The 25,306-nt window shown below is 72.6% G+C and carries 22 protein-coding genes; 15 read left to right on the plus strand and 7 right to left on the minus strand.

Features of this window, described 5'->3' with window-relative positions; genetic code table 11:
• Nucleotides 1-30: 30 nt before the first annotated feature.
• Nucleotides 31-909: an EamA family transporter gene (locus QQZ14_RS22350; protein WP_284536634.1), complete on the minus strand. Its 879-nt coding sequence runs from the start codon at nt 907-909 to the stop codon at nt 31-33.
• Between the two features lie 89 nt (nt 910-998).
• Between QQZ14_RS22350 and QQZ14_RS22355 the strand changes: the two genes are divergently transcribed.
• Together QQZ14_RS22355 and QQZ14_RS22360 are read left to right on the plus strand one after the other, a co-directional pair.
• Complete coding sequence (locus tag QQZ14_RS22355) at nt 999-2,087, plus strand: WD40/YVTN/BNR-like repeat-containing protein (protein WP_284536635.1); 1,089 nt, start codon at nt 999-1,001, stop codon at nt 2,085-2,087.
• A gap of 173 nt (nt 2,088-2,260) precedes the next feature.
• Nucleotides 2,261-2,461 carry a hypothetical protein gene (locus QQZ14_RS22360; protein WP_284536636.1) on the plus strand — a complete coding sequence of 67 codons (201 nt, stop codon included), beginning with the start codon at nt 2,261-2,263 and terminating at the stop codon, nt 2,459-2,461.
• Between the two features lie 61 nt (nt 2,462-2,522).
• Here the strand turns inward: QQZ14_RS22360 and QQZ14_RS22365 are convergent, their stop codons facing one another.
• Complete coding sequence (locus QQZ14_RS22365; RefSeq protein WP_284536637.1) at nt 2,523-3,209, minus strand: response regulator; 687 nt, start codon at nt 3,207-3,209, stop codon at nt 2,523-2,525.
• The gene (locus QQZ14_RS22370) at nt 3,206-4,411 is read right to left on the minus strand and encodes a sensor histidine kinase (protein ID WP_284536638.1); all 1,206 of its coding nucleotides are present in this window, start codon (nt 4,409-4,411) and stop codon (nt 3,206-3,208) included. The genes QQZ14_RS22365 and QQZ14_RS22370 overlap by 4 nt, the downstream gene beginning before the upstream one ends.
• A gap of 199 nt (nt 4,412-4,610) precedes the next feature.
• On the opposite strand from QQZ14_RS22370, the gene QQZ14_RS22375 reads away from it, so the two are divergent.
• On the plus strand, nt 4,611-6,866 hold the full coding sequence (locus tag QQZ14_RS22375) for an MMPL family transporter (RefSeq protein WP_284536639.1): 2,256 nt from the start codon (nt 4,611-4,613) through the stop codon (nt 6,864-6,866).
• Between the two features lie 29 nt (nt 6,867-6,895).
• Here QQZ14_RS22375 and QQZ14_RS22380 read toward each other — a convergent pair whose 3' ends face one another.
• Together QQZ14_RS22380 and QQZ14_RS22385 are read right to left on the minus strand one after the other, a co-directional pair.
• Nucleotides 6,896-9,472: a glycoside hydrolase family 65 protein gene (locus QQZ14_RS22380; RefSeq protein ID WP_284536640.1), complete on the minus strand. Its 2,577-nt coding sequence runs from the start codon at nt 9,470-9,472 to the stop codon at nt 6,896-6,898.
• A complete protein-coding gene (locus QQZ14_RS22385) occupies nt 9,469-10,212 on the minus strand; it encodes an HAD family hydrolase (protein WP_284536805.1) in 744 nt (247 codons plus the stop codon). Before QQZ14_RS22385 ends, QQZ14_RS22380 begins: the two co-directional genes overlap by 4 nt.
• A gap of 184 nt (nt 10,213-10,396) precedes the next feature.
• Between QQZ14_RS22385 and ilvD the strand changes: the two genes are divergently transcribed.
• Together ilvD and QQZ14_RS22395 are read left to right on the plus strand one after the other, a co-directional pair.
• On the plus strand, nt 10,397-12,091 hold the full coding sequence (ilvD, locus tag QQZ14_RS22390; protein WP_284536641.1) for a dihydroxy-acid dehydratase: 1,695 nt from the start codon (nt 10,397-10,399) through the stop codon (nt 12,089-12,091).
• Between the two features lie 23 nt (nt 12,092-12,114).
• On the plus strand, nt 12,115-13,155 hold the full coding sequence (locus tag QQZ14_RS22395; protein WP_284536642.1) for a hypothetical protein: 1,041 nt from the start codon (nt 12,115-12,117) through the stop codon (nt 13,153-13,155).
• 58 nt (nt 13,156-13,213) lie between these two features.
• Here QQZ14_RS22395 and QQZ14_RS22400 read toward each other — a convergent pair whose 3' ends face one another.
• Nucleotides 13,214-14,101, minus strand: coding sequence for an aldose 1-epimerase family protein (locus tag QQZ14_RS22400; RefSeq protein ID WP_284536643.1), 888 nt, complete (start codon nt 14,099-14,101; stop codon nt 13,214-13,216).
• Between the two features lie 60 nt (nt 14,102-14,161).
• On the opposite strand from QQZ14_RS22400, the gene xylB reads away from it, so the two are divergent.
• Genes xylB through QQZ14_RS22415 form a run of 3 tightly spaced genes read left to right on the plus strand, consistent with a single transcriptional unit; the run spans nt 14,162 to nt 17,810 of the window.
• Nucleotides 14,162-15,574 (plus strand): xylulokinase, encoded by a 1,413-nt coding sequence (gene xylB / locus QQZ14_RS22405; RefSeq protein ID WP_284536644.1) that lies wholly within the window; start codon nt 14,162-14,164, stop codon nt 15,572-15,574.
• Entirely contained in the window at nt 15,571-16,791 is a 1,221-nt protein-coding gene (locus QQZ14_RS22410; RefSeq protein ID WP_284536645.1) for a kynureninase, read from the plus strand. The genes xylB and QQZ14_RS22410 overlap by 4 nt, the downstream gene beginning before the upstream one ends.
• A 5-nt stretch (nt 16,792-16,796) precedes the next feature.
• Nucleotides 16,797-17,810 (plus strand): S66 family peptidase, encoded by a 1,014-nt coding sequence (locus QQZ14_RS22415; protein WP_284536646.1) that lies wholly within the window; start codon nt 16,797-16,799, stop codon nt 17,808-17,810.
• Between the two features lie 182 nt (nt 17,811-17,992).
• Here the strand turns inward: QQZ14_RS22415 and QQZ14_RS22420 are convergent, their stop codons facing one another.
• Nucleotides 17,993-18,343 carry a UBP-type zinc finger domain-containing protein gene (locus QQZ14_RS22420; protein WP_284536647.1) on the minus strand — a complete coding sequence of 117 codons (351 nt, stop codon included), beginning with the start codon at nt 18,341-18,343 and terminating at the stop codon, nt 17,993-17,995.
• 22 nt (nt 18,344-18,365) lie between these two features.
• Here QQZ14_RS22420 and QQZ14_RS22425 point away from each other — a divergent pair, with 22 nt between their 5' ends.
• From QQZ14_RS22425 to QQZ14_RS22455, 7 genes are all read left to right on the plus strand, one after another.
• Entirely contained in the window at nt 18,366-19,076 is a 711-nt protein-coding gene (locus QQZ14_RS22425; protein WP_284536648.1) for a GNAT family N-acetyltransferase, read from the plus strand.
• 388 nt (nt 19,077-19,464) lie between these two features.
• Entirely contained in the window at nt 19,465-19,881 is a 417-nt protein-coding gene (locus tag QQZ14_RS22430; protein WP_284536649.1) for a VOC family protein, read from the plus strand.
• Complete coding sequence (locus QQZ14_RS22435; protein ID WP_284536650.1) at nt 19,878-20,576, plus strand: VOC family protein; 699 nt, start codon at nt 19,878-19,880, stop codon at nt 20,574-20,576. Before QQZ14_RS22430 ends, QQZ14_RS22435 begins: the two co-directional genes overlap by 4 nt.
• 234 nt (nt 20,577-20,810) lie before the next feature.
• Nucleotides 20,811-22,568: an acetolactate synthase large subunit gene (locus QQZ14_RS22440; RefSeq protein ID WP_446740516.1), complete on the plus strand. Its 1,758-nt coding sequence runs from the start codon at nt 20,811-20,813 to the stop codon at nt 22,566-22,568.
• Nucleotides 22,565-23,122: an acetolactate synthase small subunit gene (gene ilvN / locus QQZ14_RS22445; protein ID WP_284536652.1), complete on the plus strand. Its 558-nt coding sequence runs from the start codon at nt 22,565-22,567 to the stop codon at nt 23,120-23,122. Before QQZ14_RS22440 ends, ilvN begins: the two co-directional genes overlap by 4 nt.
• Nucleotides 23,123-23,187: 65 nt before the next feature.
• Nucleotides 23,188-24,216, plus strand: coding sequence for a ketol-acid reductoisomerase (gene ilvC / locus QQZ14_RS22450; protein WP_284536653.1), 1,029 nt, complete (start codon nt 23,188-23,190; stop codon nt 24,214-24,216).
• Nucleotides 24,217-24,525: 309 nt separating this feature from the next.
• Nucleotides 24,526-25,233, plus strand: coding sequence for a DsbA family oxidoreductase (locus QQZ14_RS22455; RefSeq protein ID WP_284536654.1), 708 nt, complete (start codon nt 24,526-24,528; stop codon nt 25,231-25,233).
• The last annotated feature ends 73 nt before the right edge of the window (nt 25,234-25,306 follow it).

A 25,306-nucleotide genomic window follows, 5' to 3' on the forward strand; every position in this document is an offset into this window, starting at 1 on the left:
CCGCCCGTATGACGTCTCGGGGCGACCCGGTCAGTCGGGAGCCGGAGCCGCGGTGGGCGCCGAGCGGGTCGCTCCGACCGAGGCGACGACCACGCAGGCCATCGCGACCCACTGCTCGGCGCTGAGCAGCTCGCCGAGCACCACGATGCCGGCCAGGGCCGCGGCCGCCGGCTCGAGGCTCATCAGCACCGAGAACACCGACGGCCGCAGCGAGCGGAGCGCGACCAGCTCGCAGCTGTAGGGCACCACCGAGCTGAGCAGCCCGACCGCGGCCCCGAGCGCGAGGATCCGCGGGTCGAGCAGGTCGCCGCCGCCGGTGCCGATCGCGAACGGCGTCAGCAGCGCGGTCGCGACCAGCGACGCGAGCGCGAGCCCGTCGAAGCCCGGCCAGCGGCGGCCGGTCTGCGCGCTCAGCAGGATGTACGACGCCCACATCGCGCCGGCGAGCAGCGCGAACAGCACGCCCGCCAGCGTGAGGTCGCCGCCGCGCAGGCCGAGCAGCGCGACCCCGACCGCCGCGAGCAGCACCCACAGCAGGTCGCGCGCGCGGCGGGACCCGACGACCGCGAGCGTCAGCGGCCCCACGAACTCCAGCGTCACCGCGACGCCCAGCGGGATCCGCGCGAACGCCTGGTAGATCGCCCAGTTCATCACCCCGAGGCTGACCCCGAACCCGAGCACGACCAGCCAGTCCGAGCGGCTGCGCCCGCGCAGCACCGGCCGGGCGACCGCGAGCAGCACGATCGCGCTCGTCACCAGGCGCAGCCACACGATCGTGGTGGGCGCGACCTCGTCGAACAGGCTCTTGGCGATCCCGGCCCCGAACTGCACCGACAGGATCCCGGCGAGCACCAGCCAGACGGGCGAGACGGGGGAGACCAGCCCGCGCGATGAGTTCGGGGCGGTCACCCGGTCAATCTAGAAGGTTGTCCCCGCCGGGGTGCACCCTGGTCAGTCGAGGGGTCACACGAGGGGTCGCGAACACGAATGGAGCGGACATGGCAGACCGGACACTGCTGATCGTCGGGACCCGCAAGGGCCTGTGGCTCGGCACCTCGGACGAGGCGCGCACGGACTGGGAGTTCACCGGTCCGCACTGCGACATGGAGGAGGTCTACTCCTGCCTGGTCGACACCCGCAGCGACCCGCCCCGGCTGCTCGCCGGCGCGTCCTCGAGCTGGCTCGGCCCGCAGATCCGGCGCTCCGACGACCTCGGCGCCACCTGGCAGGAGACCCCCGGCGGCGCGATCCGCTTCCCCGAGGGCGCCGACGCGACCGTCGAGCGGGTCTGGCAGCTCACCCCCGGCGTCGAGGACGGGGTCGTCTACGCCGGCACCGAGCCGGGTGCGGTCTGGCGCTCCACCGACCGGGGCGAGACGTTCGAGCTCGAGCAGGGGCTCTGGGACCACCCGCACCGGCCCCAGTGGGGTGCCGGGTTCGGCGGCCAGGCCTTCCACACCGTGCTGCCGCACCCCACCGACCCGCAGTCCGTCACGGTCGCGATCTCGACCGGCGGGGTCTACCAGACCAGCGACGGCGGCGCGTCCTGGGCGCCGCGCAACCAGGGTATCCGCGCCGAGTTCCTGCCCGAGGGCCAGCAGTACCCCGAGTTCGGCCAGTGCGTCCACAAGATCACCCGCCACCCGTCCCGCCCCGAGCGGCTCTTCCTGCAGAACCACGGCGGTGTCTACCGCTCCGACGACCACGGCGGCTCCTGGACCTATATCGCCGATGGTCTCCCCTCCGACTTCGGCTTCGCGATCGTGGTGCACCCCCAGGAGCCCGACACGGTGTTCGTCTTCCCCAACGGCTCCGGCGACGGCCGCTACCCGCCCGGCGGCAAGGCCCGCGTGTGGCGCTCGCGCGACGCCGGCGAGACCTGGGAGGAGCTCGGCAACGGGTTGCCCGACTCGTTCTACGTCGCCGTCATGCGCGACGCGATGTGCGCCGACGGCCACGACCGCACCGGCCTCTACTTCGGCGCCCGCAACGGCGCCGTGTGGGGCTCGGCCGACGAAGGGGAGTCGTGGCGGCAGATCGTCTGCGACCTCCCCGACGTAATGGTGGTCAGGGCGGCCGCGATCTGAGTCCCTCCCGCGAGGGCTCCCGGGAGGTCATGCGCAGGGAGCGACCGCTCGCTCCAGCCGGATGACCTCCTCGACCTCACCGAGAGGCCCGCCGACCCACCGACATCTGCAGCGCAGACGCGCCGACTCGCGGCCAAGGAGTACGGTCGGAGCGCCTGGCTGAGGAGGCCCTCGTGAACTCGCGCCGCTGGTCGTTGCTCCTGCTGCTCGTCGTCTTGTTCCTCGCGCCCGCCGCACTCGCCCCGTTGGGTGGGCTCGGCCCGGTCGAGGTGACGATCTGGTTCGTCCTCCTCGCGGCGTGGGTGGTCGCGTTCGTCGTCTGGGCGAGGAGTCCTCGCGACAGGGTCGGGCCGTCGGGCACCACGAGCGGGTAGGACCGGCCGGCGGGGGGACGGGCTCGGGGGTCCGATCCCCCTGCTCCGGGCGATCGGTGCCTCACGTGCCGGGCAGGACCAGCCCGGTCTCGTAGGCGATGACGACCAGCTGCGCCCGGTCCCGCGCGCCGAGCTTGGCCATCGCGTGGCTGACGTGCGTCCGTGCGGTCGCGGGACTGAGGTGGAGCTCGGCGCCGATCTCGGCGTTGCTGAGCCCGCGCCCGACCAGGCCGAGGACCTGCCGTTCGCGCTCGGTCAGCACGGCGAGGCGCGCGTCGGCGTCGCGGTCCGCGGCCCGGCGCGCGGTGACCTGGGAGATGAGCCGACGGGTGACGCTCGGCGCGAGCAGGGCCTCGCCGGCCGCGACGACGCGCACCGCGTGCAGCAGCTCCGACGGGCCGGCGTCCTTGAGCAGGAAGCCGCTGGCGCCGGCCTCGAGGGCGTCGAAGACGTTCTCGTCGGTGTCGTAGGTGGTCAGGACCAGGATCCGGACACCCTCGAGTCCACGGGTCGAGGCGATCCGTGCGGTGGCCGCGATGCCGTCGACCTTCGGCATCCGGATGTCCATCAGCACGACGTCCGGTCGGCAGCGGATGGCCTCGTCGACGGCCTCGAGGCCGTTGGTCGCCTCGCCGACGACCGTGATGCCGTCCTCGGTGTCGAGCAGCATCCGGAAGCCCGACCGCACGAGCCCCTCGTCGTCGACCAGGAGGACCTTCACGGGGGCCGTGGCCGGCGTCGCGGTCATGCCCGCGCCTCGACAGGCGCGAACGGCAGGCGGGCCCCGACCTGGAATCCCCCGTCGGGCAGAGGCCCGGCGTCGAGGTCGCCGCCCAGCAGACGGCAGCGCTCCCGCATCCCGGCGATCCCGTGCCCGGCGTCGCGGGACCCGCCCTCGTCCTGCGTCATCGAGCCACCGGAGTCCGTGACGCGCACCTCGAGCGCGCGGTCGCCGTACACGATCGACACCCGCACCCGGGTCGGCCCGGCGTGCCTGATCACGTTCGTCAGCGACTCCTGGACGATGCGGTACGCCGCCCGGCCGACCGCGCCGGGCAGCGGGTCGGGAGGCGTGCCCGCCCAGGCGAGGTCGATGTCGAGGCCCGCCTGGGCGGCCTTCGCGGTCAGCTCCTCGACCTGGTCGAGGCCCGGTTGGGGGGCCCGGGCGTCGCCGTCGGCCCGGAGGACGCCGAGGACGGAGCGCATCTCCTCGAGCGCACGGGAGCTCGTCTGCTCGATCGTCTCGAGCGCCTCGCGGGCCTGCTCGGGACGCTGGTCGAGGACGTGCGCCGTGATGCCGGCCTGGACGTTGATGATCGCGATCGCGTGCGCCACCGTGTCGTGGACCTCGCGGGCGATGCGCAGCCGCTCGGCGTCGACGCGAGCCTGGGCCTCGATCTCGCGGGTGCGCTCAGCGCGTTCGGCGCGCTCGACCGCGTCGGCGGCGATCACCCGTCGGGAGCGGACCGAGTCGCCGAGCGCCGCGCTCATGACGGATGCTCCGATCCGGAACACGAGCCAGCCGAGCGCAGCCTGCGGCTCGACGTCGGCACCGGTCGTCACCCAGACGATCGAGAGGCCGACGATCAGTCCGGTCGCCACCCGGGCCGAGCGGCGGCCGTCGCCGTACGCCGTCAGCGTGTACAGGGCGACGAACAGCGACAGCCACACGGGCCCGTCGTGGAACTCGAGGCCGTAGTAGAGAGCGCTGGCCCCTGCCTCCAGCAGGACGACGGCGACCGGCCACCGGCGCCGGGCGATGAGCGCCGCCCCGCTCACCAGCAGCAGGGCAAGCCCCAGGTGGCCGAGGTCGTCGATCGGACGCCCCGCGACCTCGCTCGCGGCCGTCACCCGGCGGACCCCCTGCACCTGCACGTACGTGACGAACAGTGCGAGGGTCGCGTCCTGCGCGACGACCGACACGCGGGGCGGTGTCGCGGGCGCGGCCATGGATCGATCCTAGGTCCCGGTGGGTCCGCACGACTGCGTCGAGAAGCGCGGTCGCCTACGTCGGGAGGCGGTGGTCGCGGGTGCCCGGCGTACGGCGAGACCGCGGGCGGACGTCGCTGCTGGACCGACGCCGCCGGGGCTGCCGCGGCAGGACGATCGGTGCCGTCGACCCGACCGTGACCTACCCGTGGAGGACCTGATGACGGACCTGCTCGCCCGCTCCCAGACCGGCGCCGCGCCGCCGCGTGCCACCGGCCCGTTGGGGCGCCTCGCCCGCGCGTCCTACCGGCGGCGCCGGCTGGTCGTCGCCTGCTGGCTGCTCGCGCTCGGCGCCGCGATCGGACTCACCGCTGCCCTCGGCGGCGACCTCGCCAACGGCGCGACGCTGCCGGGCTCGGACTCCGAGAAGGCCCAGCATCTGCTCGAGCAGCGCTTCCCCGACCGCTCCGGCGACCAGCTCGACGTCGTCCTGCGCGCCGACGACATCACCGCCCCTCCGGTGCGGTCCGCGGTGAGCGACCTGCGCGAGGAGATGGCGGTGGTGCCGCACGTCACCCAGGTCTCCGACCCCTACACGACCCCGGGGGCGATCGCACCCGACGGCCGCACCCTCGTCGTCAGGGTGAGCCTCGACGCCGCCAACCCCAACGACATGCCGGTCGACGACACCCGGCGCCTGATGGATGCGGTCGCCGCGGCGGAGACCGACGCCCTCGAGACCGCGATCACCGGAGGCGCGGTTCAGATCGCCGAGATGCCCTCGCCGGGCGGCACCGAGGCGATCGGCCTGCTCGCTGCCGGGGTGATCCTGCTGGTGGTCTTCGGCTCCGTGGTGGCCGCGGGCCTGCCCCTGGGCACGGCGATCGCGGGGCTGGCGGTCAGCTCGAGCCTGGTCGGGCTGACCGCCGCCTTCCTCGACGTGCCCGACTTCGCGCGGATCCTCGGCTCGATGATCGGCATCGCAGTCGGGATCGACTACGCGCTCCTGATGGTGACCCGCTTCCGCGAGTGGCGGGCCCTCGGACTCGGTCCCGAGGAGGCCGCGGTCGCCACGCTCGACACCGCCGGGCGCGCCGTGCTGGTGGCCGGCCTGACCGTGATGGTCAGCATGGCGGGCCTGTTCGCGATGGGCATGTCGATCATGTACGGGACGGCCGTGGTGGCGATGACCGCCGTGCTGGTCGTGATGATCGCGGCGCTCACCCTGTTCCCGGCGCTCCTGGGCTTCGGGGGCCGCGCCATCGACCGGCTGGGCCTGCCGCTCCTGCGACCGCGTGCGGCCGAGGTCGCCGCCGACGGGCACCTGGCGCCGGCACCCGGCTGGCTTCGGTGGAGCCGGTTCGTCCAGCGGCACAGTGTGGCGGCGTCCGTCGCGGCGGTGGCCACGCTTCTGCTCCTGGCCGCGCCCTTCCTCGGAGCGTCGTTCGCGATCCCGGACGCCGGGAACGACCCGCCGGACTTCAACGGCCGGCAGGGCTACGACATGGTGGCGGGCTCGTTCGGCCCCGGGTACAACGGTCCGCTGCTGGTGGTCGCGGACCTGGCCGACGCGGACGGCAGCTCGAGCGCGCCGTACGTCGAGCGCCTCAGCGGGGCGCTGGCCGGGACCCCCGGCGTCGCCTCCGTCGCGCCGCCGGTGCTCAGCCCCGCCGGGGACGCCGCCCTGCTCACGGTGGTTCCGACGACCGGTCCCCAGGATGGCGCCACCACCGACCTGACGCGCGACCTGCGCGACCGCGTCATCCCGGACGCGCTGGTCGGCAGCGGGGTCCAGGCGTTCGTCGGCGGCAGGACGGCCACCGAGCTCGACATGAACGACGTCCTGATCAGCCGGCTGCCGTTGCTGATCGGCGGGGTCGTGGGCGTCTCGTTCCTCCTGCTGCTGGTGGCGTTCCGCAGCGTCGTCGTCGCCCTCACCGCGGCGGTCATGAACCTGCTGTCGGTGGCCGCGGCGTACGGCGTCACGGCGTTCTTCCTCGAAGGAGGGTGGGCCGGCGGCCTGATCGGGATCGACGAGCCCGCCCCGATCGCGGCGTACCTGCCGATGATCATGTTCGCCCTGCTCTTCGGGCTGTCGATGGACTACGAGGTGTTCCTGGTCAGCCGCATGCGCGAGGCCTGGGTCCGCACCCGTGACAACGACCAGGCGGTGCTCGCCGGCCTGGCCGGCACCGGCCGGGTCATCACCGCTGCCGCGACGATCATGATCGCCGTGTTCGCCGCGATGGTCGCCCTGCCGAACGTGATGATGAAGTCGTTCGGCGTCGGGATGGTGGCCGCGATCGTCGTCGACGCGACCCTCGTGCGGATGCTCCTGGTGCCGGCCGTCATGCAGCTGCTGGGCCGGCGCAACTGGTGGCTCCCGCGCGCCCTCGACCGGCGGCTGCCCCAGCTGCACGTCGAGGGGCGCGCCGACAGGTTCCTGCCCGCCGCACCCGAGCATGCGTCGAGCTGACCCGCCTCCGGCCGGCCCCGGCCGTCGCCCTACGGCGCCAGCGGCGGCGCGGGGTCGACGTACGCCGGCAGCTCGCCCGTGGTCTCCATGGGGTCCTCGGGCGGCAGGATCGGGTCGGGGACGCCGGCGGTGATCGTGCTGCCGTCGGCGCGGGTGCCGCCGATGATCGGGTGCTCCCCCAGCAGCCCGTCGATCCGGTCGCCCTGGTCGGGCAGCTCGACCACGAGCGGGGCGTCCTTGGTGAGCACGTAGTCCCGGCCGCGCACTGTGAGCGGCACCTCGGCCTGGCCGGCCTCCACGACCGTGAAGACCACCCGCTCCTGGGTGAGCTCGACGAGCATGCGCGAGCCCTGCCAGCACACCCGGAAGGTCAGGCTCGGCCAGGTGAGCGGCAGCCGCGGCTCGAAGCGGAGCAGGCCGCCGTGGTCGCGCATCCCGCCGAAGCCGAACACGAGTGCGCTCCACACGCCGCCGGTCGACGCGACGTGCAGCCCGTCGACGGTGTTGCCGTGCAGGTTGGCCAGGTCGACGTAGAGCGACTCGTGGAAGTAGTGCAGCGCCGCCTCGTGGTAGCCCACCTCGGCCGCGATCACCGACTGGACGACCGCCGAGAGCGTCGAGTCGCCGGTGGTGATCGGGTCGTAGTACTCGAAGTCCGCGCGCTTCTCCTCGAGGCTGAACCGGTCGCCCTGGAGGAACAGCGCGAGCACGACGTCGGCCTGCTTGAGCACCTGGAACCGGTAGATCACCAGCGGGTGGTAGTGCAGCAGCAGCGGCCGCAGCTCGGCCGGCGTGCGGGACAGGTCCCACACCTCACGGTCGAGGAAGAAGTCGTCCTGCGGGTGGATGCCGAGCCCCTCGTCGTACGGGATCGCCATGCCGTCCGCGCAGGCGCGCCACTCCTGGACCTCGTCGGGGTCGAGACGCAGGCGCGCCACCACCCGGACGTAGTCCTCGGGATGCTCGGCGCGGATCCACTCCATCGCCTCGACGGCCTGCTCGAGGTTGAAGCGGGCCATCACGTTGGTGAAGAGGTTGTTGTTGACGACCGTCGTGTACTCGTCCGGCCCGGTGACGCCGTGGATGTGGAACGACGGCTCCCCGTTGCTGCGCCAGAAGCCGAGGTCGGCCCACATCCGGGCGGTCTCGACCAGGATGTCGATGCCCTCGCGCAGCAGGAACCCGTCGTCGCCGGTGGCGCGGACGTACTTCACCAGCGCGTAGGCGATGTCGGCGTCGATGTGCACCTGGGCGGTCCCCGCCGCGTAGTACGCCGAGGCCTCCTCGCCGTTGATGGTGCGCCACGGGTACATCGCGCCGCTCTGCGCCATCTCGCGGGCCCGGTCGCGGGCCGACGGGAGCATCACCGAGCGGAAGTGCAGCGCGTTGCGGGCCACCTCGGGCCGGGTGTAGGTCAAGAAGGGCACCACGTAGATCTCGGTGTCCCAGAAGTAGTGGCCCTCGTAGCCGGAGCCGGTGAGGCCCTTGGCCGGTACGCCGAGCCCGTCGATGCGCCCGGTCGCCTGGGCGAGGCTGAACAGGTTGAACCGGATCGCCTGCTGCACGGCCGCGTGCTCGGGGGTGTCGCCGGCGAGCTCGACGTCGGCGGCGGCCCAGAAGTCGGCGTACCAGGACCGCTGGTCCGCCAGGTAGTGCTCGGCGCCGTGCCGGCGGGCCCGGTCGAGGGTCCGGTCGCAGCGGTCGGAGAGCTCGCGCACCGGTACCACGCGCGAGGTGTGGTAGGCGACCGTCTTCTGCAGCCGCAGCCTGGTGCCCCGCGTCGCGTCGATGCGGAACACCATCTTGGCCTGGTCCTCGTCGCACCGGGCGAGCACCTCGTGCTCGTCTGGCGTCTCCAGCACGTGGTCCGCCGCGACCGCGATCGTCATCCCGGAGTGGGCGCACTGGTAGCCGAGGCCCATCCGCTCCTCGGTGGCGTAGCTGAGCCGGGGGAGCAGCACCCGCTCGCCGAACGCCGCGGCCCGTCGGGGATCGACCGTCTCACTGGTCGGGTGCACCGCGCGGTACTCGTCGAGGCCGTCCTGCCGGTTGAGGATCTGCGAGGAGATCACGACCGGGGCGTCGCCGGTGAGCATCTCGACCTCGAGGGTCATGATCGCGAGGTGTCGCTGGGTCATCGACACCATGCGGGTCGAGTCGATCCGCACCCGCTTGCCCGACGGCGTGCGCCAGATCAGGTGCCGGCGCAGGATGCCGTCGCGGAAGTCGAGGCAGCGTTCGTAGTGCTCGAGGTCGGCGGTGCCGAACGTGAGCGGCTCGTCGTCGACGTAGATCTTCAGCACCATCGTGTCCGGCGCGTTCACGATCGTCTGGCCGGTGCGGGCGAAGCCGAACGCCGACTCCGCGTGCCGGATCGGCCACGTCTCGTGGAAGCCGTTGACAAACGTGCCGTGGGCGTACGCCGGGCGCCCCTCCTCGGGGTTGCCGCGCATGCCGAGGTAGCCGTTGGCGACCGAGAACAGCGTCTCGGTCACGCCGAGGTCGACGGGGCTGTAGCCGGTCTCGACGAGCGCCCACGGGTTGGCGGGGAAGCGGCCCCGGTCGATCGGGTCCGGGCCGACCTCGTCGCCGAAGCTGCGGGTCATCGTCCGTCCTCGGTCTCACCCGGGACGAGCTCGGCCAGGTCGGAGACGACGACGTCCGCCCCGGCCTCGGCCAGGGTCGCGTGGCCGGCGCCGCGGTCGACCCCGATCACCAGTCCGAAGCCGCCGGCGGCGCCTGCGCGCACTCCTGACACGGCGTCCTCCAGCACGACAGCACGATCGGCCGGGGCGCCGAGTACCTGAGCCGCGTGCAGGAAGGTGTCGGGCTCCGGCTTGCCGGGCAACCCGAGCTCGTGGGCGACGGTGCCGCTCACCACGGTGCGGAACCGGTCGGCGAGGCCGGCGGCCTCCAGCACGGCGGGGGCGTTGGCGGACGACGAGACCACGGCCAGCGGGATGCCCAGGCGCTCGAGGTGGTCGAGCAGCAGCACCGAGCCCGGGTAGGCGGTGACCCCGTCGCGCTCGAGCACGATGTTGAACGCGTCGTTCTTGCGGTTGCCGAGGCCGCAGACCGTGTCGGCCGACGCCGGGTCGGCCGGGGTGCCCTCGGGCAGCACGATGCCGCGCGAGGACAGGAAGTCGCGCACCCCGTCGTACCGGGGCTTGCCGTCGACCTGCGCGAAGTAGTCGACCTCGGTGTACGGCGAGCTGTCGCCGTCCCCCGTGTAGGAGGACAGGAACGCGTTGAACATGTCCGACCAGGCGCGCATGTGGGCCTCGGCGGTGGGGGTGACCACACCGTCAAGGTCGAACAGCACGGCGTCGTACCGCCGCCATCTCACCGAACTCACCCGAAAAGGTTAGGGCCCACCCGTGGCGGGGCGTCGCAGATGCTCCACAACGTCATCCAGTTGTCACGTGCGTCACCCTCGACGGTGGTCGAGCCCCGTTCTCGGTGGTCGGGCCACCTTCTCGGTGGTCGAGCCTGTCGAGACCACCCGGCCCCGTCCGGAATACCCTGGCCGCATGACCGACCCCACGACCCGCCCCGACATCAAGCCCCGCTCCCGCGACGTCACCGACGGCCTGGAGAAGGCCGCCGCGCGCGGCATGCTGCGGGCGGTCGGCATGGGGGACGACGACTTCGCGAAGCCCCAGATCGGGGTCGGGTCGAGCTGGAACGAGATCACCCCCTGCAACCTCTCGCTCGACCGCCTCGCCAAGGCCGTCAAGAACGGCGTGCACGCGGCCGGCGGCTACCCGCTGGAGTTCGGCACCATCTCGGTGTCCGACGGCATCTCGATGGGCCACGAGGGCATGCACTTCTCGCTGGTCTCGCGCGAGGTGATCGCCGACTCCGTCGAGACCGTGATGATGGCCGAGCGGCTCGACGGCTCGGTGCTGCTGGCCGGCTGCGACAAGTCGCTGCCCGGCATGATGATGGCGGCCGCGCGGCTCGACCTCGCCAGCGTCTTCCTGTACGCCGGCTCCACGATGCCCGGCCAGGTCGACGGCAACGACGTGACGATCATCGACGCCTTCGAGGCCGTCGGCGCCTGCCTGGCCGGCAAGATCACCCGCGACGAGGTCGACCGCATCGAGCGGGCGATCTGTCCCGGCGAGGGCGCCTGCGGCGGCATGTACACCGCCAACACGATGGCCTCGGTCGCCGAGGCGATCGGCATGTCCCTGCCCGGATCGGCGGCGCCGCCGGCCGTCGACCGGCGCCGCGACGGGTTCGCCCACCGCTCCGGCGAGGCCGTGGTCAACCTGCTGCGCGAGGGCATCACCGCGCGCCAGATCATGACCCGCGAGGCGTTCGAGAACGCGATCACCGTGGTGATGGCGCTCGGCGGCTCGACCAACGCCGTGCTCCACCTGCTGGCGATGGCCCGCGAGGCCGACGTCGACCTGACGATCGACGACTTCAACCGGATCGGCGACAAGGTGCCGCACCTCGGCGACCTCAAGCCGTTCGGCAAGTACGTCATGAACGACGTCGACAAGATCGGCGGCATCCCCGTGGTGATGAAGGCGCTCCTCGACGCCGGCCTCATGCACGGCGACTGCCTCACGGTCACCGGCAAGACCCTGGCCGAGAACCTCGAGGACCTCGCGCCCCCGGCCCTCGACGACGAGGTCATCCGCAGCCTGGACCGGCCGATCCACAAGACCGGCGGGCTCACCATCCTCAAGGGCTCGCTCGCCCCGGAGGGAGCCGTGGTCAAGACCGCCGGGTTCGACGACTCCGTGTTCACCGGCACCGCCCGGGTCTTCGACGGGGAGCGCGCCGCGATGGACGCCCTCGAGGCCGGCGAGATCCAGGCCCACGATGTCGTGGTGATCCGCTACGAGGGCCCCAAGGGCGGCCCCGGCATGCGCGAGATGCTCGCGATCACCGGCGCCATCAAGGGCGCGGGCCTCGGCAAGGACGTCCTGCTGATCACCGACGGCCGCTTCTCGGGCGGTACGACGGGCCTCTGCGTCGGCCACATCGCGCCCGAGGCCGTCGACGGCGGCCCGATCGCGTTCGTCCGCGACGGCGACCAGATCACCCTCGACGTCGCCAACCGGCTGCTCGAGGTCGAGATCGCCGACGAGCAGGAGTGGGAGACACGCAAGGTCGGCTGGGAGCCCAACCCGCCCAAGTACACCCGCGGCGTGCTCGGCAAATACGCCAAGATCGTCCAGTCGGCCGCCCACGGCGCCATCACCGGCTGAGCGCCGGCCCGATCATCAATCGAGTGACGCAGCAGCAGCCGGACCAGCGGGGTCCCGTCCTCTTCCTGGTGCTGCTGCTGATCGTCGGTCTCCTGGTCGTGGCCTGGGGCGTCGGCCAGGAGGACGCGGACGGCGCAGCGGCGATCGACGTGCGCCGGCCTTCGCTGGTCGAGCCGTCCCCGTCGGTGGCCGGGCCGTCCCCGTCGGTGGTCGAGCCGTCCCCGTCGGTGGCCGGGCCGTCCCCGTCGGTGGTCGAGCCTGTCGAGACCACCCCACCGGCCACCCTCCCCGGCGGCGGCACCCAGGTCTTCGGCGGCAACCACGTTCTCGTCGCCTACTACGGCACCGGCCAGACCGCCTCGATGGGCGTGCTCGGCGAGAGCGACCCCGACACGATGGACGCGCGACTGCGCCGCGCGGCCCGTCCGTTCGCGGCCGAGGCCCGGCCGGTCCGTCACGTCTACGAGCTGATCGTGACGATCGCCGACGGCCACCCGGGCACCGACGGCGACTACAGCCACGACGTCCCGCGGTCGGTGGTCGAGACCTACATCGAGGCGGCCCACCGCAACGGCGCGCTGCTGCTGCTCGACCTCCAGCCCGGGCGCACCGGCTTCCTCGACGTCGCGAAGCGCTGGGCCTGGGCGCTGCGCGACCCGTGGGTCGGCCTGGCGCTCGACCCGGAGTGGCGGATAGGCCGGCGCCAGGTGCCCGCCCGCACCATCGGGCAGGTGAGCGCCGCGGAGGTCAACCGGACCACCGCGTGGCTGGCCCGCCTGAACCGCGACGCGGGCCTGCCCGAGAAGCTGTTCGTGCTGCACCAGTTCCGCACCGACATGGTGCTGGGGATCGGCCAGGTGCGCGCCCGCGCCGGGCTGGCGATGGTCCAGCACGTCGACGGCTTCGGTACTCGGGGGCAGAAGCGGTCGACGTACGCCGCCGTCGCGCGTCCCGGGCAGTTCACGATGGGCTTCAAGCTGTTCTACGACGAGGACGTCCGCCGGATGGGCCCGCGCGACGTGTTCGGTCTGCGGCCGAAGGTCCGGCTCGTCAGCTTCCAGTGATGCGACCGCGACCGGCGCGACGTTGCGTTACGCCGGGTCGGCCCGGGGTGGCCGGGGGTCAGCTCCCCGAGATCGTGAACGACGCCCGGTGCGTCTGGCCGGGCTCGAGCACCACCAGGTCGACGCCGGAGCGGAACGCGTCCGGCGGGCAGGTGGTCGGCTCCACGGCGATCGAGCGCCGGGGCGGGTCGTGGGTGTCGGAGGTGAAGACGTGCAGCCAGTCGTACCCCTCGTGCAGCGTGAGCGTCGTCGTCGCGCCGCCGGGTGCGGCGATCGTGGCGACGGTGCCGGCGAGCCCGCCGAACGGGTGGTCGATGACGGCGCCGTCGATCGCGCGTCCCTCCCGGAAGTCCCACGTCGTGCCGTCGACCGGCTCGGCCGGACCGGCGAGGCCGCGCTCGTCCATCGGGCACCAGGTGGAGGCGGGGAGCGTCAGTGTGAGGTCCTCGATCGGCTCGTCGCCGAACGTGAAGTACGGGTGGTGCCCGGTGCCGTACGGCGCCGCCACGCCGCCGGCGTTGGTCGCGGTGAGCGTGATCCGCAGGCCGTCGTCACCCAGTGCGTAGTCGGCCGCGAGGTCGAGGACGAACGGGTAGCCGGTGGTCGGCACCAGCGGGAGCGTCAGCGACGCCCGGGTCGCGTCGTGGTGGACGACGGTCCACTCCGCCCAGCCGGACATCCCATGCAGGGCGTTGTGCTTCTCGGGCTCGTTGAGCGGGAGCTGGTGGCGCTGCCCGCCGAACTCGTACGCGCCGTCGCCGACGCGGTTGGGCCACGGCATCAGCACCCAGCCGCGGTAGTCGCGGCAGACCTCGCCCACGGGCCAGCCGGCGAGCATCGGGCGGCCGTCGTACGACAACGACCGGAGACCGGCCCCGACCGTGACGACCTCCGCCCGGTAGGAGCCGTGGGAGAGGACGAGGTTCTGGCCGGCCGGATCGCGCACGCGCTCACCCTAGATCCCCCTGTGGCCACGCTCCCACCCGGACGGGACTAACCTCTGCTCGTGCCACTCGTAGCGGGGGTCGACACCTCCACCCAGTCCTGCAAGGTCGTCGTCTGCGATGCGGAGAGCGGTGAGCTCGTCCGCAGCGGGACGGCCGCCCATCCCGACGGGACCGAGGTCCACCCCGACGCCTGGTGGGAGGCCTTCCAGCAGGCGAGTGCCGCCGCGGGCGGGCTCGACGACGTCGAGGCGATCGCGGTCGGCGGCCAGCAGCACGGCATGGTCTGCCTCGACGAGGCCGGCGAGGTCGTGCGCCCGGCCCTGCTGTGGAACGACACCCGCTCCGCGCAGTCCGCGCTGGACCTGATCGACGAGCTGGGCGGCCCGGCCGCGTGGGTCGAGGCGACCGGTCTCGTGCTGGTGGCGTCGTTCACCGTCACCAAGCTGCGCTGGCTCGCCCGGCACGAGCCCGAGAACGCCGCGCGCACGGCGGCGGTCTGCCTGCCCCACGACTGGCTGACCTGGAAGCTGTCGGGCGCGGCCTCCCTCGACACCCTCGTCACCGACCGGGGCGACGCCAGCGGCACCGGCTACTGGTCGCCGACCACCGGCCAAGGGAATCTGGGGGAGTACCGCCGCGACCTGCTCGAGCTCGGCCTCGGCCACGACGCGATCCTGCCGCGCGTGCTCGGCCCGTCCGAGATCGCGGGCCGGACCCCCGCCGGCCAGCTGCTCGGCCCCGGCACCGGCGACAACGCCGCGAGCGCCCTCGGACTCGGCGCCGTCCCCGGCGACGTGATCGTCTCGATCGGCACCTCCGGCGTGGCGTGCGCGGTCGCGGAGCAGCCGGTCGGCGACGTGTCCGGCGCCGTCGCCGGGTTCGCCGACGCCACCGGTCGGTTCCTGCCGCTGGTGGCCACCATGAACGCCGCCCGGGTGCTCGCCGCCGCCGAGCGGATCCTCGGCGTCGACCACGACGAGTTCTCCGACCTCGCGCTCGCGGCGCCCGCCGGCGCCGGCGGCATGGTGCTGGTGCCCTACCTCGAGGGTGAGCGCACCCCCAACCGCCCCGACGCCACCGGCGCGCTCCACGGCATGCGGCTGGAGACCACCAACCCGGCGTACCTCGCCCGCGCCTCCGTCGAGGGCATGCTCTGCGGCCTGGCCGACGCCGTCGACGCCGTCCGCGCGCTCGGCACCCCGGTCGAGCGGATCATCCTGGTCGGCGGCGCTGCCCGCTCGCGCGCGGTCCGCGAGATCGCCTCGGCCGTGCTCGGCCTGCCGGTGAGCGTCCCGCAGCCGGGGGAGTACGTCGCCCGCGGCGCCGCCCGCCAGGCCGCCTGGGTGCTCTCCGGTGCCGCCGAGCCGCCGCAGTGGCCGCTGGCCGACGTGGTCGAGACCGAGGTCGAGCCGACCCCCGCGGTGCGGCAGCGGTACGCCGAGGTGCGCGACCTGACGGCCAGCCGCCCGTGACGGATCCGGCCGGCCACCACGCCCTCGACGCCGACGACCCGCTGGCGCCGTACCGTGACCGCTTCGTCGGCGCCGACCAGCCGCTCGTCTACTTCGACGGCAACTCGCTCGGGCGGCCGCTCGCGGTCACCGGCCCGCGGCTCGCGCGCTTCGTCGAGGCGGAGTGGGGCGGGCGGCTGATCCGCGGCTGGGACGAGGGCTGGCTCGAGCTGCCGCAGGTGATCGGCGACGACCTCGGGCGGGTGGTGCTCGGTGCCGCGCCCGGCCAGACGGTCGTCGGCGACTCGACGACCGTGCTGCTCTACAAGCTGATGCGGGCCGCGGTCGCCGCCCGGCCCGGGCGCACCGAGATCGTGATCGACCGCGACAACTTCCCGACCGACCGGTACGTCGCCGCCGGGATCGCCGACGAGTGCGGGCTGACCCTGCGCTGGATCGACGTCGACCTCGACGCCGGCGTCACCGCCGCGCAGCTCGAGGCGGCGGTCGGCCCGGACACCGCGCTCGTGGTGCTCTCGCACGTCGCCTACCGCTCGGCCTGGCTCGCCGACCTGCCCGCGCTGACCGCCATCGCCCACGACGCGGGGGCGCTGGTGCTGTGGGACCTCTGCCACTCCGCAGGCTCCGTGCCGGTGGCGCTCGACGCGGCCGGCGTCGACCTCGCGGTCGGCTGCACCTACAAGTACCTCAACGGCGGGCCCGGTGCCCCGGCGTTCGCCTACGTGGCGTCGCGGCATCTGGGGGAGCTGACCCAGCCGATCCAGGGGTGGATGGGGGCCGTAGACACGTTCCTGATGGGGCCGACCTACGCCCCGGCGCCGGGCATCCGGCGCTTCCTGTCCGGCACCCCGCCGATCGTCGGGATGCTGGCGATGCAGGACATGCTCGCGCTCGTCGAGGAGGCTGGCATCGACGCGGTGCGCACCAAGTCGGTGGCGCTCACGTCGTACGCCGTCGACGTCGCCGACGAGCTGCTCGCCCCGATCGGCGTCACGCTCGCCTCGCCGCGCGACCCCGCGCTGCGCGGCGGCCACGTGACGCTCAACCACCCGCTGATGCGCGAGGTGACCGCGGCCTTGTGGCAGCGCGACGTGATCCCCGACTACCGCGACCCGCACGGGCTGCGGATCGGCCTCTCGCCGCTGTCGACGTCGTTCGCGGAGGTGCGCCGCGGTCTCGAACTCGTTCGCGAGACCCTCGAGCAGATGACAGCCTGAGGGGCATGCGCTTCCCTCGGCCCCTCCGTCCCGGCGACACCATCGGCGTCACGGCGCCCTCGAGCGGGATCCGGCCGTCCTACCGTCCGCGGCTCGGCGCCGCCGTGCGCGCGCTGGAGGAGCGCGGGTACTCGGTGGTGCTCGGCGAGTGCCTCGGCACCGACGGCGTCGTGTCGGCGCCGAAGGGGCAGCGCGCCGCCGAGCTGACCGCGATGCTCGCCGACCCCGCGATCCGGGCGGTCGTGCCGCCCTGGGGCGGGGAGCTCGCGATCGACCTGCTCGACCGGATCGGCTGGTCCGAGCTCTCCGACGCCGAGCCCACCTGGTTGGTGGGCTTCAGCGACCTGACCACACTGATGGTGCCGGTGACGCTCGAGCTCGGCTGGGCGACCCTGCACGGCAGCAACCTGATGGACACCCCCTACGCCCCGCCCGAGGGCCTCCTGCACTGGACCGACGTCGCGTCCGCCACGGCGCCATTCACGCAGACCAGCCCGGGGCGCTACCGCGCGAGTGGCTGGGACGACTACGAGGCCGAGCCTGGCGTCTGCCGCTGGACGTTGGAGAGCGCCGGCACGTGGCGGGTGCTGGACGGGTCGGCGGTGGACGTGACGGGTCGGCTGATCGGCGGCTGCATCGAGACCGTGGGTCCGGTCGCGGCCACGCCCTGGGGTGACGTGCGGGCGTTCGGCCGGGAGCATGCGGCCGAGGGACTGGTCGTCTATCTCGAGGCCTGCGAGGACAACGCCTACACGATCGCGCGCACCTTGCACGCGCTGCGGCACGCCGGCTGGTTCGAGCACGCGAACGCCGTGCTGATCGGGCGGACGCACGCGCCCGACATGCCCGACCTGACCCAGACCGGCGCGGTTGCCGACGCACTCGGCGACCTTGGCATCCCGATCGTCCTCGACGTCGAGTGCGGGCACGTCGCGCCGTACCTGCCGCTGGTCAACGGCGCGCTCGCGCGGGTCGTGGCCGACGACGACACTCGGCAGATCACGCAGACGCTGGCGTAGGCCGGTCGCGCCCAGTGCCGACGCTCACCAGCCGTGACAAACGCGAGGCACCGCCCCGGGAAGGGGGACGGTGCCTCTGGAGACATCGGCTGTGGCTCAGACGCCGCGGCCTCCGCGGACGCGGCCGAGGATGAACAGCACGAGCGCGATGATGGCCAGGGTGCCGCCCCAGGTGGGAGGCGCTACGTGTGGAGGTGCGCCCGCCAGTCGGCGGGGACGCGGCCGGCGGGGCCTGGCGCCGGCTGGTCCTCGGGGTGGGAGCCGGGCGCGGCGAGGGCGAGGCCCTCGAAGCCCTCCGCCGTCGTGTAGTCCCAGAACCACTCCTCGCCCGGCTCGAAGCTCTGGATCACCGGGTGGCCGGTCTCGCGGAAGTGCGCGGTCGCGTGCTGGGCCGGCGAGGTGTCGCAACACCCGATGTGCCCGCACTGGGCACAGCGGCGGAGGTGCACCCACCAGCCGCCCGCGGCGTCGCACTCCACGCACCCGGTCCCACTGGGTGGCACCGTCGGATCGATCCCCGCGCGCTCGGTCATCCTCCGAGACTAGGGTCGCGGCGTGCCCTGGACCAACGACTACGGCCAGCAGGTGGGCGACCCGGTGCCGGCGTGGACGACCCGGCCGGCCCCGCAGCCGGTGCTCCTCGAGGGGCGCTACGTGCGCCTCGAGCCGCTCGCCGTCGACCACGCCGCCGACCTCCACGCAGCGCTGTGCAACCCGGGTGACGAGCCGCTGTGGACCTATCGGCCGACCGACCCGCCCGCCGACGTACCGGCCATGAAGGAGCTCGTCCGCGCCCACCTCGAGTCGCCCACCCTGGTGACGTTCGCGCTGGTGCCGAAGGGAGGTACGGCGCAGGGCATCGCGTCGTACCTGCGCATCGACCCGGCCACCGGGCAGGTCGAGATCGCCGGGGTGCTCTACTCCCGCGCGCTCCAGCGCACCCGGGCGGCGACCGAGGCGATCCACCTCGCGATGCGCCACGCGTTCGACGACCTCGGCTACCGCCGGTTCGAGTGGAAGTGCGACAGCCTGAACGAGCCGTCCCGGCGGGCCGCCATCCGGCTGGGCTTCACCTACGAGGGCCGGTTCCGCCACCACATGATCACCAAGGGGTTCAACCGCGACACCGACTGGTTCTCGGTCACCGACGCCGAGTGGCCACAGGTCAAGGCCGCCCACGAACGCTGGCTCGACCCCGCCAACTTCGCCCCCGACGGGCACCAGCTCACGGCCCTCTCCGAGCTCATCCGGAGCGGTACTCCCTGACGATCGGGCCCCTCGCCCGCCGGATTCGGGGCCCGATCGTCAGGGAGTACCCCACAGTCCTCACACCCCCAGTCGATCTGGCTCGATGCCTGGATCCCGACGACGCCGGCCAGGCCGGCCGCCGCGCCGACGAGTGCCCAAGGTCCGGCTGACGGCGGGAGGGATGCGCCACGGACGGGCCTCGACCTCGTCGCGGGCGGGGGAGCGGCCGGGAATGCTGGTGGTGCTCGCGGTGGATCTCCTCGGGATGCGTTCGATGACGGCACCAGGCTCGGACGCCCGGCGTCCCGGCCGTCAGGGCGGCGCGTCCCGACATCCCGGGAACCTTCCGCAGGGCCTCGTCCCCGCGTGGTGGAACGGTGTCGGTGGCCTGTGCCAAGGTTGCGGGATGGACCAGCGGATCAGCTTCGTCACCCTGGCGGTGCGCGACCTGGACGCCTGCCGGCGCTTCTACCTCGACGGTCTCGGCTGGACCGCCGCCCTGGACGTGCCCGGCGAGGTGCTGATGCTCCAGGTGGGTGAGCACGTCGTGCTGTCGCTCTGGGTCGACTCCGCGTTCGAGGCCGAGGTCGGCCCGATCGTGCGGGGTCCCGGCGTCGCCCCGATCACGCTCGCGCACAACGTCCCCACCCGCGAGGAGGTCGACGCCGTGCTCGCCACCGCGCGGGCCGCGGGCGCCGACCCGGTGCACGAGGCGGTCGAGCGCGATTGGGGCGGCTACACCGGTTACTTCGGCGACCCCGACGGCTACCGCTGGGAGGTCGCCTTCAATTCCGGACCGATCGGACAGGTGGTGCTGCCATGAGCGACCTCGGCAACAGCGAGCAGAACGACCAGACCGTGCTGAGCTACGAGCGGGTCAAGGAGGAGAAGCTCGGGCACTGGCGCTGGCTGGTCGGGGGCCTGCACGCGCGGTTCGCCACCGGCGACTTCAAGACCGGGCTCGCCCTCGTCGACGAGATCGGCGCCGCGGCCGAGGCGGCGGGCCACCACCCCGACCTCGACCTGCGCTACTCCTTCCTCGCGGTCAGGCTGGTCAGCCACGACGCCGGTGGCGTCACCGGGCGCGACCTGCGGCTGGCCGCGCGCATCAGCGAGCTGGCCGCCCGGGCCGGCGTCCGCGCGGCACCCGAGGACCTCCAGGTGCTCGAGCTCGGGCTCGACACCGCCGACCACACCCGGATCGTGCCGTTCTGGCGCGCGCTCCTCGGCTACGACGACAGCCCGGTCCACGGCGACAAGGAGGTCGTCGACGCCGGGGGTCGACAGATCACCCTGTGGTTCCAGGAGACCCAGCCGCACGAGACCCCGCGCCAGCGCTTCCACGTCGACGTCGTCGTCCCGATCGAGCAGGCCCGCGCCCGCATCGACGCGGCCCTCGAGGCGGGGGGCACGCTGGTGACCGACGAGCACGCGCCCGCGTTCTGGGTGCTGGCCGACGCCGACGGCAACCACGCCTGCGTCTGCACGCCGGAGGCGCGCTCGAAGCAGGGCAGCTGACCGGATGCCGGGACCACTGTCCCGGATGCTGGGACGCCTGTCACACTCGGATGCGGGCGGCAGGCCCTGCGGCTACGGTTGGCCCATGCGCATGGACATCCTTGTACGCACGCGACGTGTGAGCTGAGTCGACACCGACCACAGCGCGCACGTCACCCCTCGCCGCCCACCCGGGCCGAGGGGTTTTTTGTTGGGCAGGGCACGGCACCAGGTAGCGAGACAGGACAGACATCGATGAGCGAGCAGATGACAGGCGCCCAGAGCCTGGTCAGGTCGCTGGAGGCCGCGGGCACCGAGCACATCTTCGGGATCCCGGGCGGCGCGATCCTCCCGGCGTACGACCCCCTGATGGACTCCTCGATCCGGCACATCCTCGTGCGCCACGAGCAGGGCGCCGGCCACGCCGCCCAGGGGTACGCCGCCGCCACCGGCCGGGTGGGGGTCTGCATGGCCACGTCCGGCCCTGGCGCGACCAACCTGGTCACGCCGCTGGCCGACGCGCACATGGACTCCGTGCCGATCGTCGCGATCACCGGGCAGGTCGGGGCCGCACAGATCGGCACCGACGCGTTCCAGGAGGCCGACATCCGCGGCATCACGATGCCGATCACCAAGCACAACTTCCTGGTCACCGACCCCGCAGACATCCCGCGCACGGTGGCCGAGGCGTTCCACATCGCCTCCACCGGCCGCCCCGGCCCGGTGCTGGTCGACGTCGCGAAGTCCGCGCTCCAGGCGATGACGACCTACGCCTGGCCGACCGAGCTCAACCTGCCCGGCTACCGGCCGGTGACCCGGCCGCACTCGAAGCAGATCCGCGAGGCCGCCAGGCTCATCCTCGAGTCGCGCCGCCCGGTGCTGTACGTCGGCGGCGGCACGATCCGCGCCCGCGCCTCCCGTGAGCTGCGCGTGCTGGCCGAGCTGACCGGCATGCCCGTCGTCACCACGCTGATGGCGCGCGGCGCGTTCCCCGACAGCCACCCGCAGCACCTCGGCATGCCCGGCATGCACGGCACCGTGGCCGCGGTCATGGGGCTGCAGCGCAGCGACCTGATCATCAGCCTCGGCGCTCGCTTCGACGACCGGGTCACCGGCAACCTCGACTCGTTCGCGCCCGGGGCGCGGGTCATCCACGCCGACATCGACCCGGCCGAGATCGGCAAGAACCGCGCCGTCGACGTCCCGATCGTCGGCGACTGCCGCGAGGTGATCAGCGACCTGATCGTGGCGCTCAAGGCGGAGGCCGACGCCGGCCACACCGGCGACTACGAGGGCTGGGTCGACTTCCTCGCCGGGGTGAAGAAGAAGTACCCGCTCGGGTACGACACCCCCACCGACGGCGGACTGGCCCCGCAGTACGTGCTCGAGCGGCTCGGCGCGATCGCCGGCCCCGAGGCCATCTACTGCGCCGGCGTCGGCCAGCACCAGATGTGGGCGGCGCACTTCGTCGGCTACGAGAACCCCAACACCTGGATCAACTCCGGCGGCCTCGGCACGATGGGCTTCTCGGTGCCCGCGGCGATGGGCGCCAAGGTCGGCCGTCCCGACGCGACCGTGTGGTCGATCGACGGCGACGGCTGCTTCCAGATGACCAACCAGGAGCTCGCGACCTGCGCGATCAACGACATCCCGATCAAGGTCGCGATCATCAACAACGAGTCGCTGGGCATGGTCCGGCAGTGGCAGACGCTGTTCTACAACGAGCGCTACTCCAACACCGACCTGCACTCCAAGCGCATCCCCGACTTCGTCAAGCTCGCCGACGCCTACGGCTGCGTCGGCCTGGCCTGCGACAGCCCCGGGGAGGTCGACGCGACCATCCAGAAGGCGATGGAGATCAACGACCTCCCGGTCGTCGTCGACTTCCGGGTGCACCGCGACGCGATGGTGTGGCCGATGGTCGCCGCCGGCACCAGCAACGACGACATCAAGTACGCCCGGGACATGGCGCCCCGGTTCGACGACGACACCGAAGTGGACCTCCGAGCATGAGCATGCCCTCCAACAGCCGGCACACGCTGTCCGTCCTGGTCGAGAACAAGCCCGGCGTGCTCGCCCGGATCGCCGGACTGTTCAGCCGCCGCGGCTACAACATCGACTCCCTCGCCGTGGGCCCGACCGAGCACCCCGAGGTCTCGCGGATGACGATCGTCGTCAACGTCGAGGAGTCCCCGCTCGAGCAGGTCACCAAGCAGCTGAACAAGCTCGTCGAGGTGATCAAGATCGTCGAGCTCGACACCTCCGCCTCGGTCAACCGCGAGCTGTTGCTGGTCAAGGTCAAGGCCGACGTCGAGACCCGGGGCCAGGTGCTCGACACCGTGCAGCTGTTCCGTGCCAAGGTGGTCGACATCGCACCCGACGCGGTGACCATCCAGGCGGTCGGCAACGCCGCCAAGCTCTCCGACCTGCTGCGGGTGCTCGAGCCGTTCGGCATCCGCGAGCTCGTCCAGTCCGGCATGGTCGCGATCGGGCGCGGCTCCCGCTCCATCTCCGAGCGCAACCTGCGCCCGGTCACCATCCCTGCCCCGCCTGCCGTCGGTGGTTGAGGAGGGACGAAGTCCCGTCTCGAAACCACCAGGACTTAGGAAACCAACCAGAAGGAGAAGCCCCCGTGGCTGAGATGTTCTACGACGACGACGCCGACCTGTCCCTGATCCAGGGCAAGAACGTGGCGGTCATCGGCTACGGCAGCCAGGGCCACGCCCACGCGCTGTCGCTGCGGGACTCGGGCGTCGACGTCCGCGTCGGCCTGCAGCCCGACTCCAAGAGCCGCGCGAAGGCCGAGGCCGAGGGCCTGCGGGTCCTCACCCCCGCGGAGGCGGCCGAGGAGGCCGACGTCATCGTGATCCTCGCGCCCGACCAGCACCAGCGGAAGCTGTACGCCGAGGAGATCGAGCCGAACATCACCGAGGGCGACACCCTCGTCTTCGGCCACGGGTTCAACATCCGGTTCGGCTACATCACCCCGCCCGAGGGCGTGAACGTCTTCATGGTCGCCCCCAAGGGCCCGGGCCACCTGGTCCGCCGCGAGTACGTCGACGGCCGCGGCGTCCCGGTCCTCGTCGCCGTCGAGAAGGACCCCTCCGGCGACACCTGGGGCCTCGCGCTCTCCTACGCGAAGGCGATCGGCGGTCTGCGTGCCGGCGGCATCAAGACCACGTTCACCGAGGAGACCGAGACCGACCTGTTCGGCGAGCAGGCCGTGCTGTGCGGCGGCGCCTCGCAGCTGGTCATGTACGGCTTCGAGGTCCTCACCGAGGCCGGCTACCAGCCCGAGGTCGCCTACTTCGAGTGCCTGCACGAGCTGAAGCTGATCGTCGACCTCATGTACGAGGGCGGCATCGCCAAGCAGCGCTGGTCGGTCTCCGACACCGCGGAGTACGGCGACTACGTCTCCGGCCCGCGGGTGATCACCCCCGAGGTGAAGAAGAACATGGAGGCCGTCCTCGCCGACATCAAGAACGGCTCGTTCGCCAAGCGCTTCATCGACGACATGGACGCCGGCTCCCCGGAGTTCAACGAGCTGCGCAAGAAGGGCGAGCAGCACCCGATCGAGCAGACCGGCCGCGAGCTGCGCAAGCTCATGGCCTGGGTGAAGTCGCACGACTCGGACTACACCGAGGGCACCGCCACCCGCTGATCCACCTCCACGTCGACAAATGACGTTGACCCGCCCGAAACTTTCGGGCGGGTCAACGTCAATTCCAGGCTCCGTGAAGGGGGCGGCGGCCTCCCGGTGCTGGATTGTCCGTCCTGGGCGCCGGCCGTCAGGGTCCGCTTCGCCGGCTTCGCCGCCCTTGACCGCCGACGCCCAGGACAGGAAGGACGCACCTATCGGGATGCCGCCGAGGTCTGGTCACCGCGGGGCCTCGACTGACCCATCGACGACGAGTCCGGCCGCCCGGTCAGGGCTCGGGAATGGGGCAGTCTGGTGGCTGGTTCCAGCACCATGCGCATCGAGATCTGGAGTGACGTCGTCTGCCCGTGGTGCTACGTCGGCAAGCGCCGCCTGGAGAAGGCCCTGGCGGGCTTCGAGCACGCCGACGACGTCGAGGTCGTCTACCGCTCCTTCGAGCTCGACCCGACCGCTCCGAGGCACGGCCACGAGCTCTCCACCGGGGTGATCGCGCGCAAGTACGGCCGCACCGAGGACGAGATGCGCGACATGCAGCAGCAGCTGATCGACCTCGCCGCCCAGGACGGGCTGGACTTCAAGCTCTTCGAGACCGTGCACACCAACACCGTCGACGCCCACCGCGTGCTGCACCTCGCACTCGAGACCGGGGGACCGGCACTCCAGCGCGAGCTCAAGGAGGCGCTGCTCGCGGCGTACTTCCTCCAGGCCCGCAACGTCGGCGACCACGACGTGCTCACCGAGGTGGCCGCCGCGGCGGGGCTCGACGAGGCCCGGGTGCGCGAGGTCCTCGCCGGCACCGAGTACGCCGCCGACGTGGCGGCCGACATCGCCCAGGCGCGGGCCTACGGCGCGACCGGCGTGCCGTTCTTCGTCGTCGACCGCTTGTACGGCGTCTCCGGTGCCCAGCCCGCCGCGGTGTTCTCCCAGGTGCTCGAGCAGGCGTGGACCGAGTCCCACCCCGTGCTCCAGACCGTGGGCGGCGACGCCGAGGCGTGCGGACCGGACGGCTGCGCGATCTGACCGGCCGGCCCCCGGTCCGCCAGGTGAAATCCGCCAAGCATGGTTAGGCAAACCTAAGTAGGTGCGCGTAGCA

The sequence above is a fragment of the Nocardioides sp. T2.26MG-1 genome, from assembly GCF_950101795.1.
Classification (GTDB): domain Bacteria; phylum Actinomycetota; class Actinomycetes; order Propionibacteriales; family Nocardioidaceae; genus Nocardioides.

Bases quoted from the DNA above. Each gene is read 5' to 3' on its own strand.
- QQZ14_RS22355 (WP_284536635.1), top strand. From the start codon at position 999: ATGGCAGACCGGACACTGCTGATCGTCGGGACCCGCAAGGGCCTGTGG.
- QQZ14_RS22365 (WP_284536637.1), bottom strand. From the start codon at position 3,209: ATGACCGCGACGCCGGCCACGGCCCCCGTGAAGGTCCTCCTGGTCGAC.
- QQZ14_RS22370 (WP_284536638.1), bottom strand. From the start codon at position 4,411: ATGGCCGCGCCCGCGACACCGCCCCGCGTGTCGGTCGTCGCGCAGGAC.
- QQZ14_RS22375 (WP_284536639.1), top strand. From the start codon at position 4,611: ATGACGGACCTGCTCGCCCGCTCCCAGACCGGCGCCGCGCCGCCGCGT.
- QQZ14_RS22380 (WP_284536640.1), bottom strand. From the start codon at position 9,472: ATGACCCGCAGCTTCGGCGACGAGGTCGGCCCGGACCCGATCGACCGG.
- ilvD (WP_284536641.1), top strand. From the start codon at position 10,397: ATGACCGACCCCACGACCCGCCCCGACATCAAGCCCCGCTCCCGCGAC.
- QQZ14_RS22415 (WP_284536646.1), top strand. From the start codon at position 16,797: ATGCGCTTCCCTCGGCCCCTCCGTCCCGGCGACACCATCGGCGTCACG.
- QQZ14_RS22420 (WP_284536647.1), bottom strand. From the start codon at position 18,343: ATGACCGAGCGCGCGGGGATCGATCCGACGGTGCCACCCAGTGGGACC.
- QQZ14_RS22430 (WP_284536649.1), top strand. From the start codon at position 19,465: ATGGACCAGCGGATCAGCTTCGTCACCCTGGCGGTGCGCGACCTGGAC.
- QQZ14_RS22435 (WP_284536650.1), top strand. From the start codon at position 19,878: ATGAGCGACCTCGGCAACAGCGAGCAGAACGACCAGACCGTGCTGAGC.
- QQZ14_RS22440 (WP_446740516.1), top strand. From the start codon at position 20,811: ATGAGCGAGCAGATGACAGGCGCCCAGAGCCTGGTCAGGTCGCTGGAG.
- ilvN (WP_284536652.1), top strand. From the start codon at position 22,565: ATGAGCATGCCCTCCAACAGCCGGCACACGCTGTCCGTCCTGGTCGAG.
- QQZ14_RS22455 (WP_284536654.1), top strand. From the start codon at position 24,526: ATGCGCATCGAGATCTGGAGTGACGTCGTCTGCCCGTGGTGCTACGTC.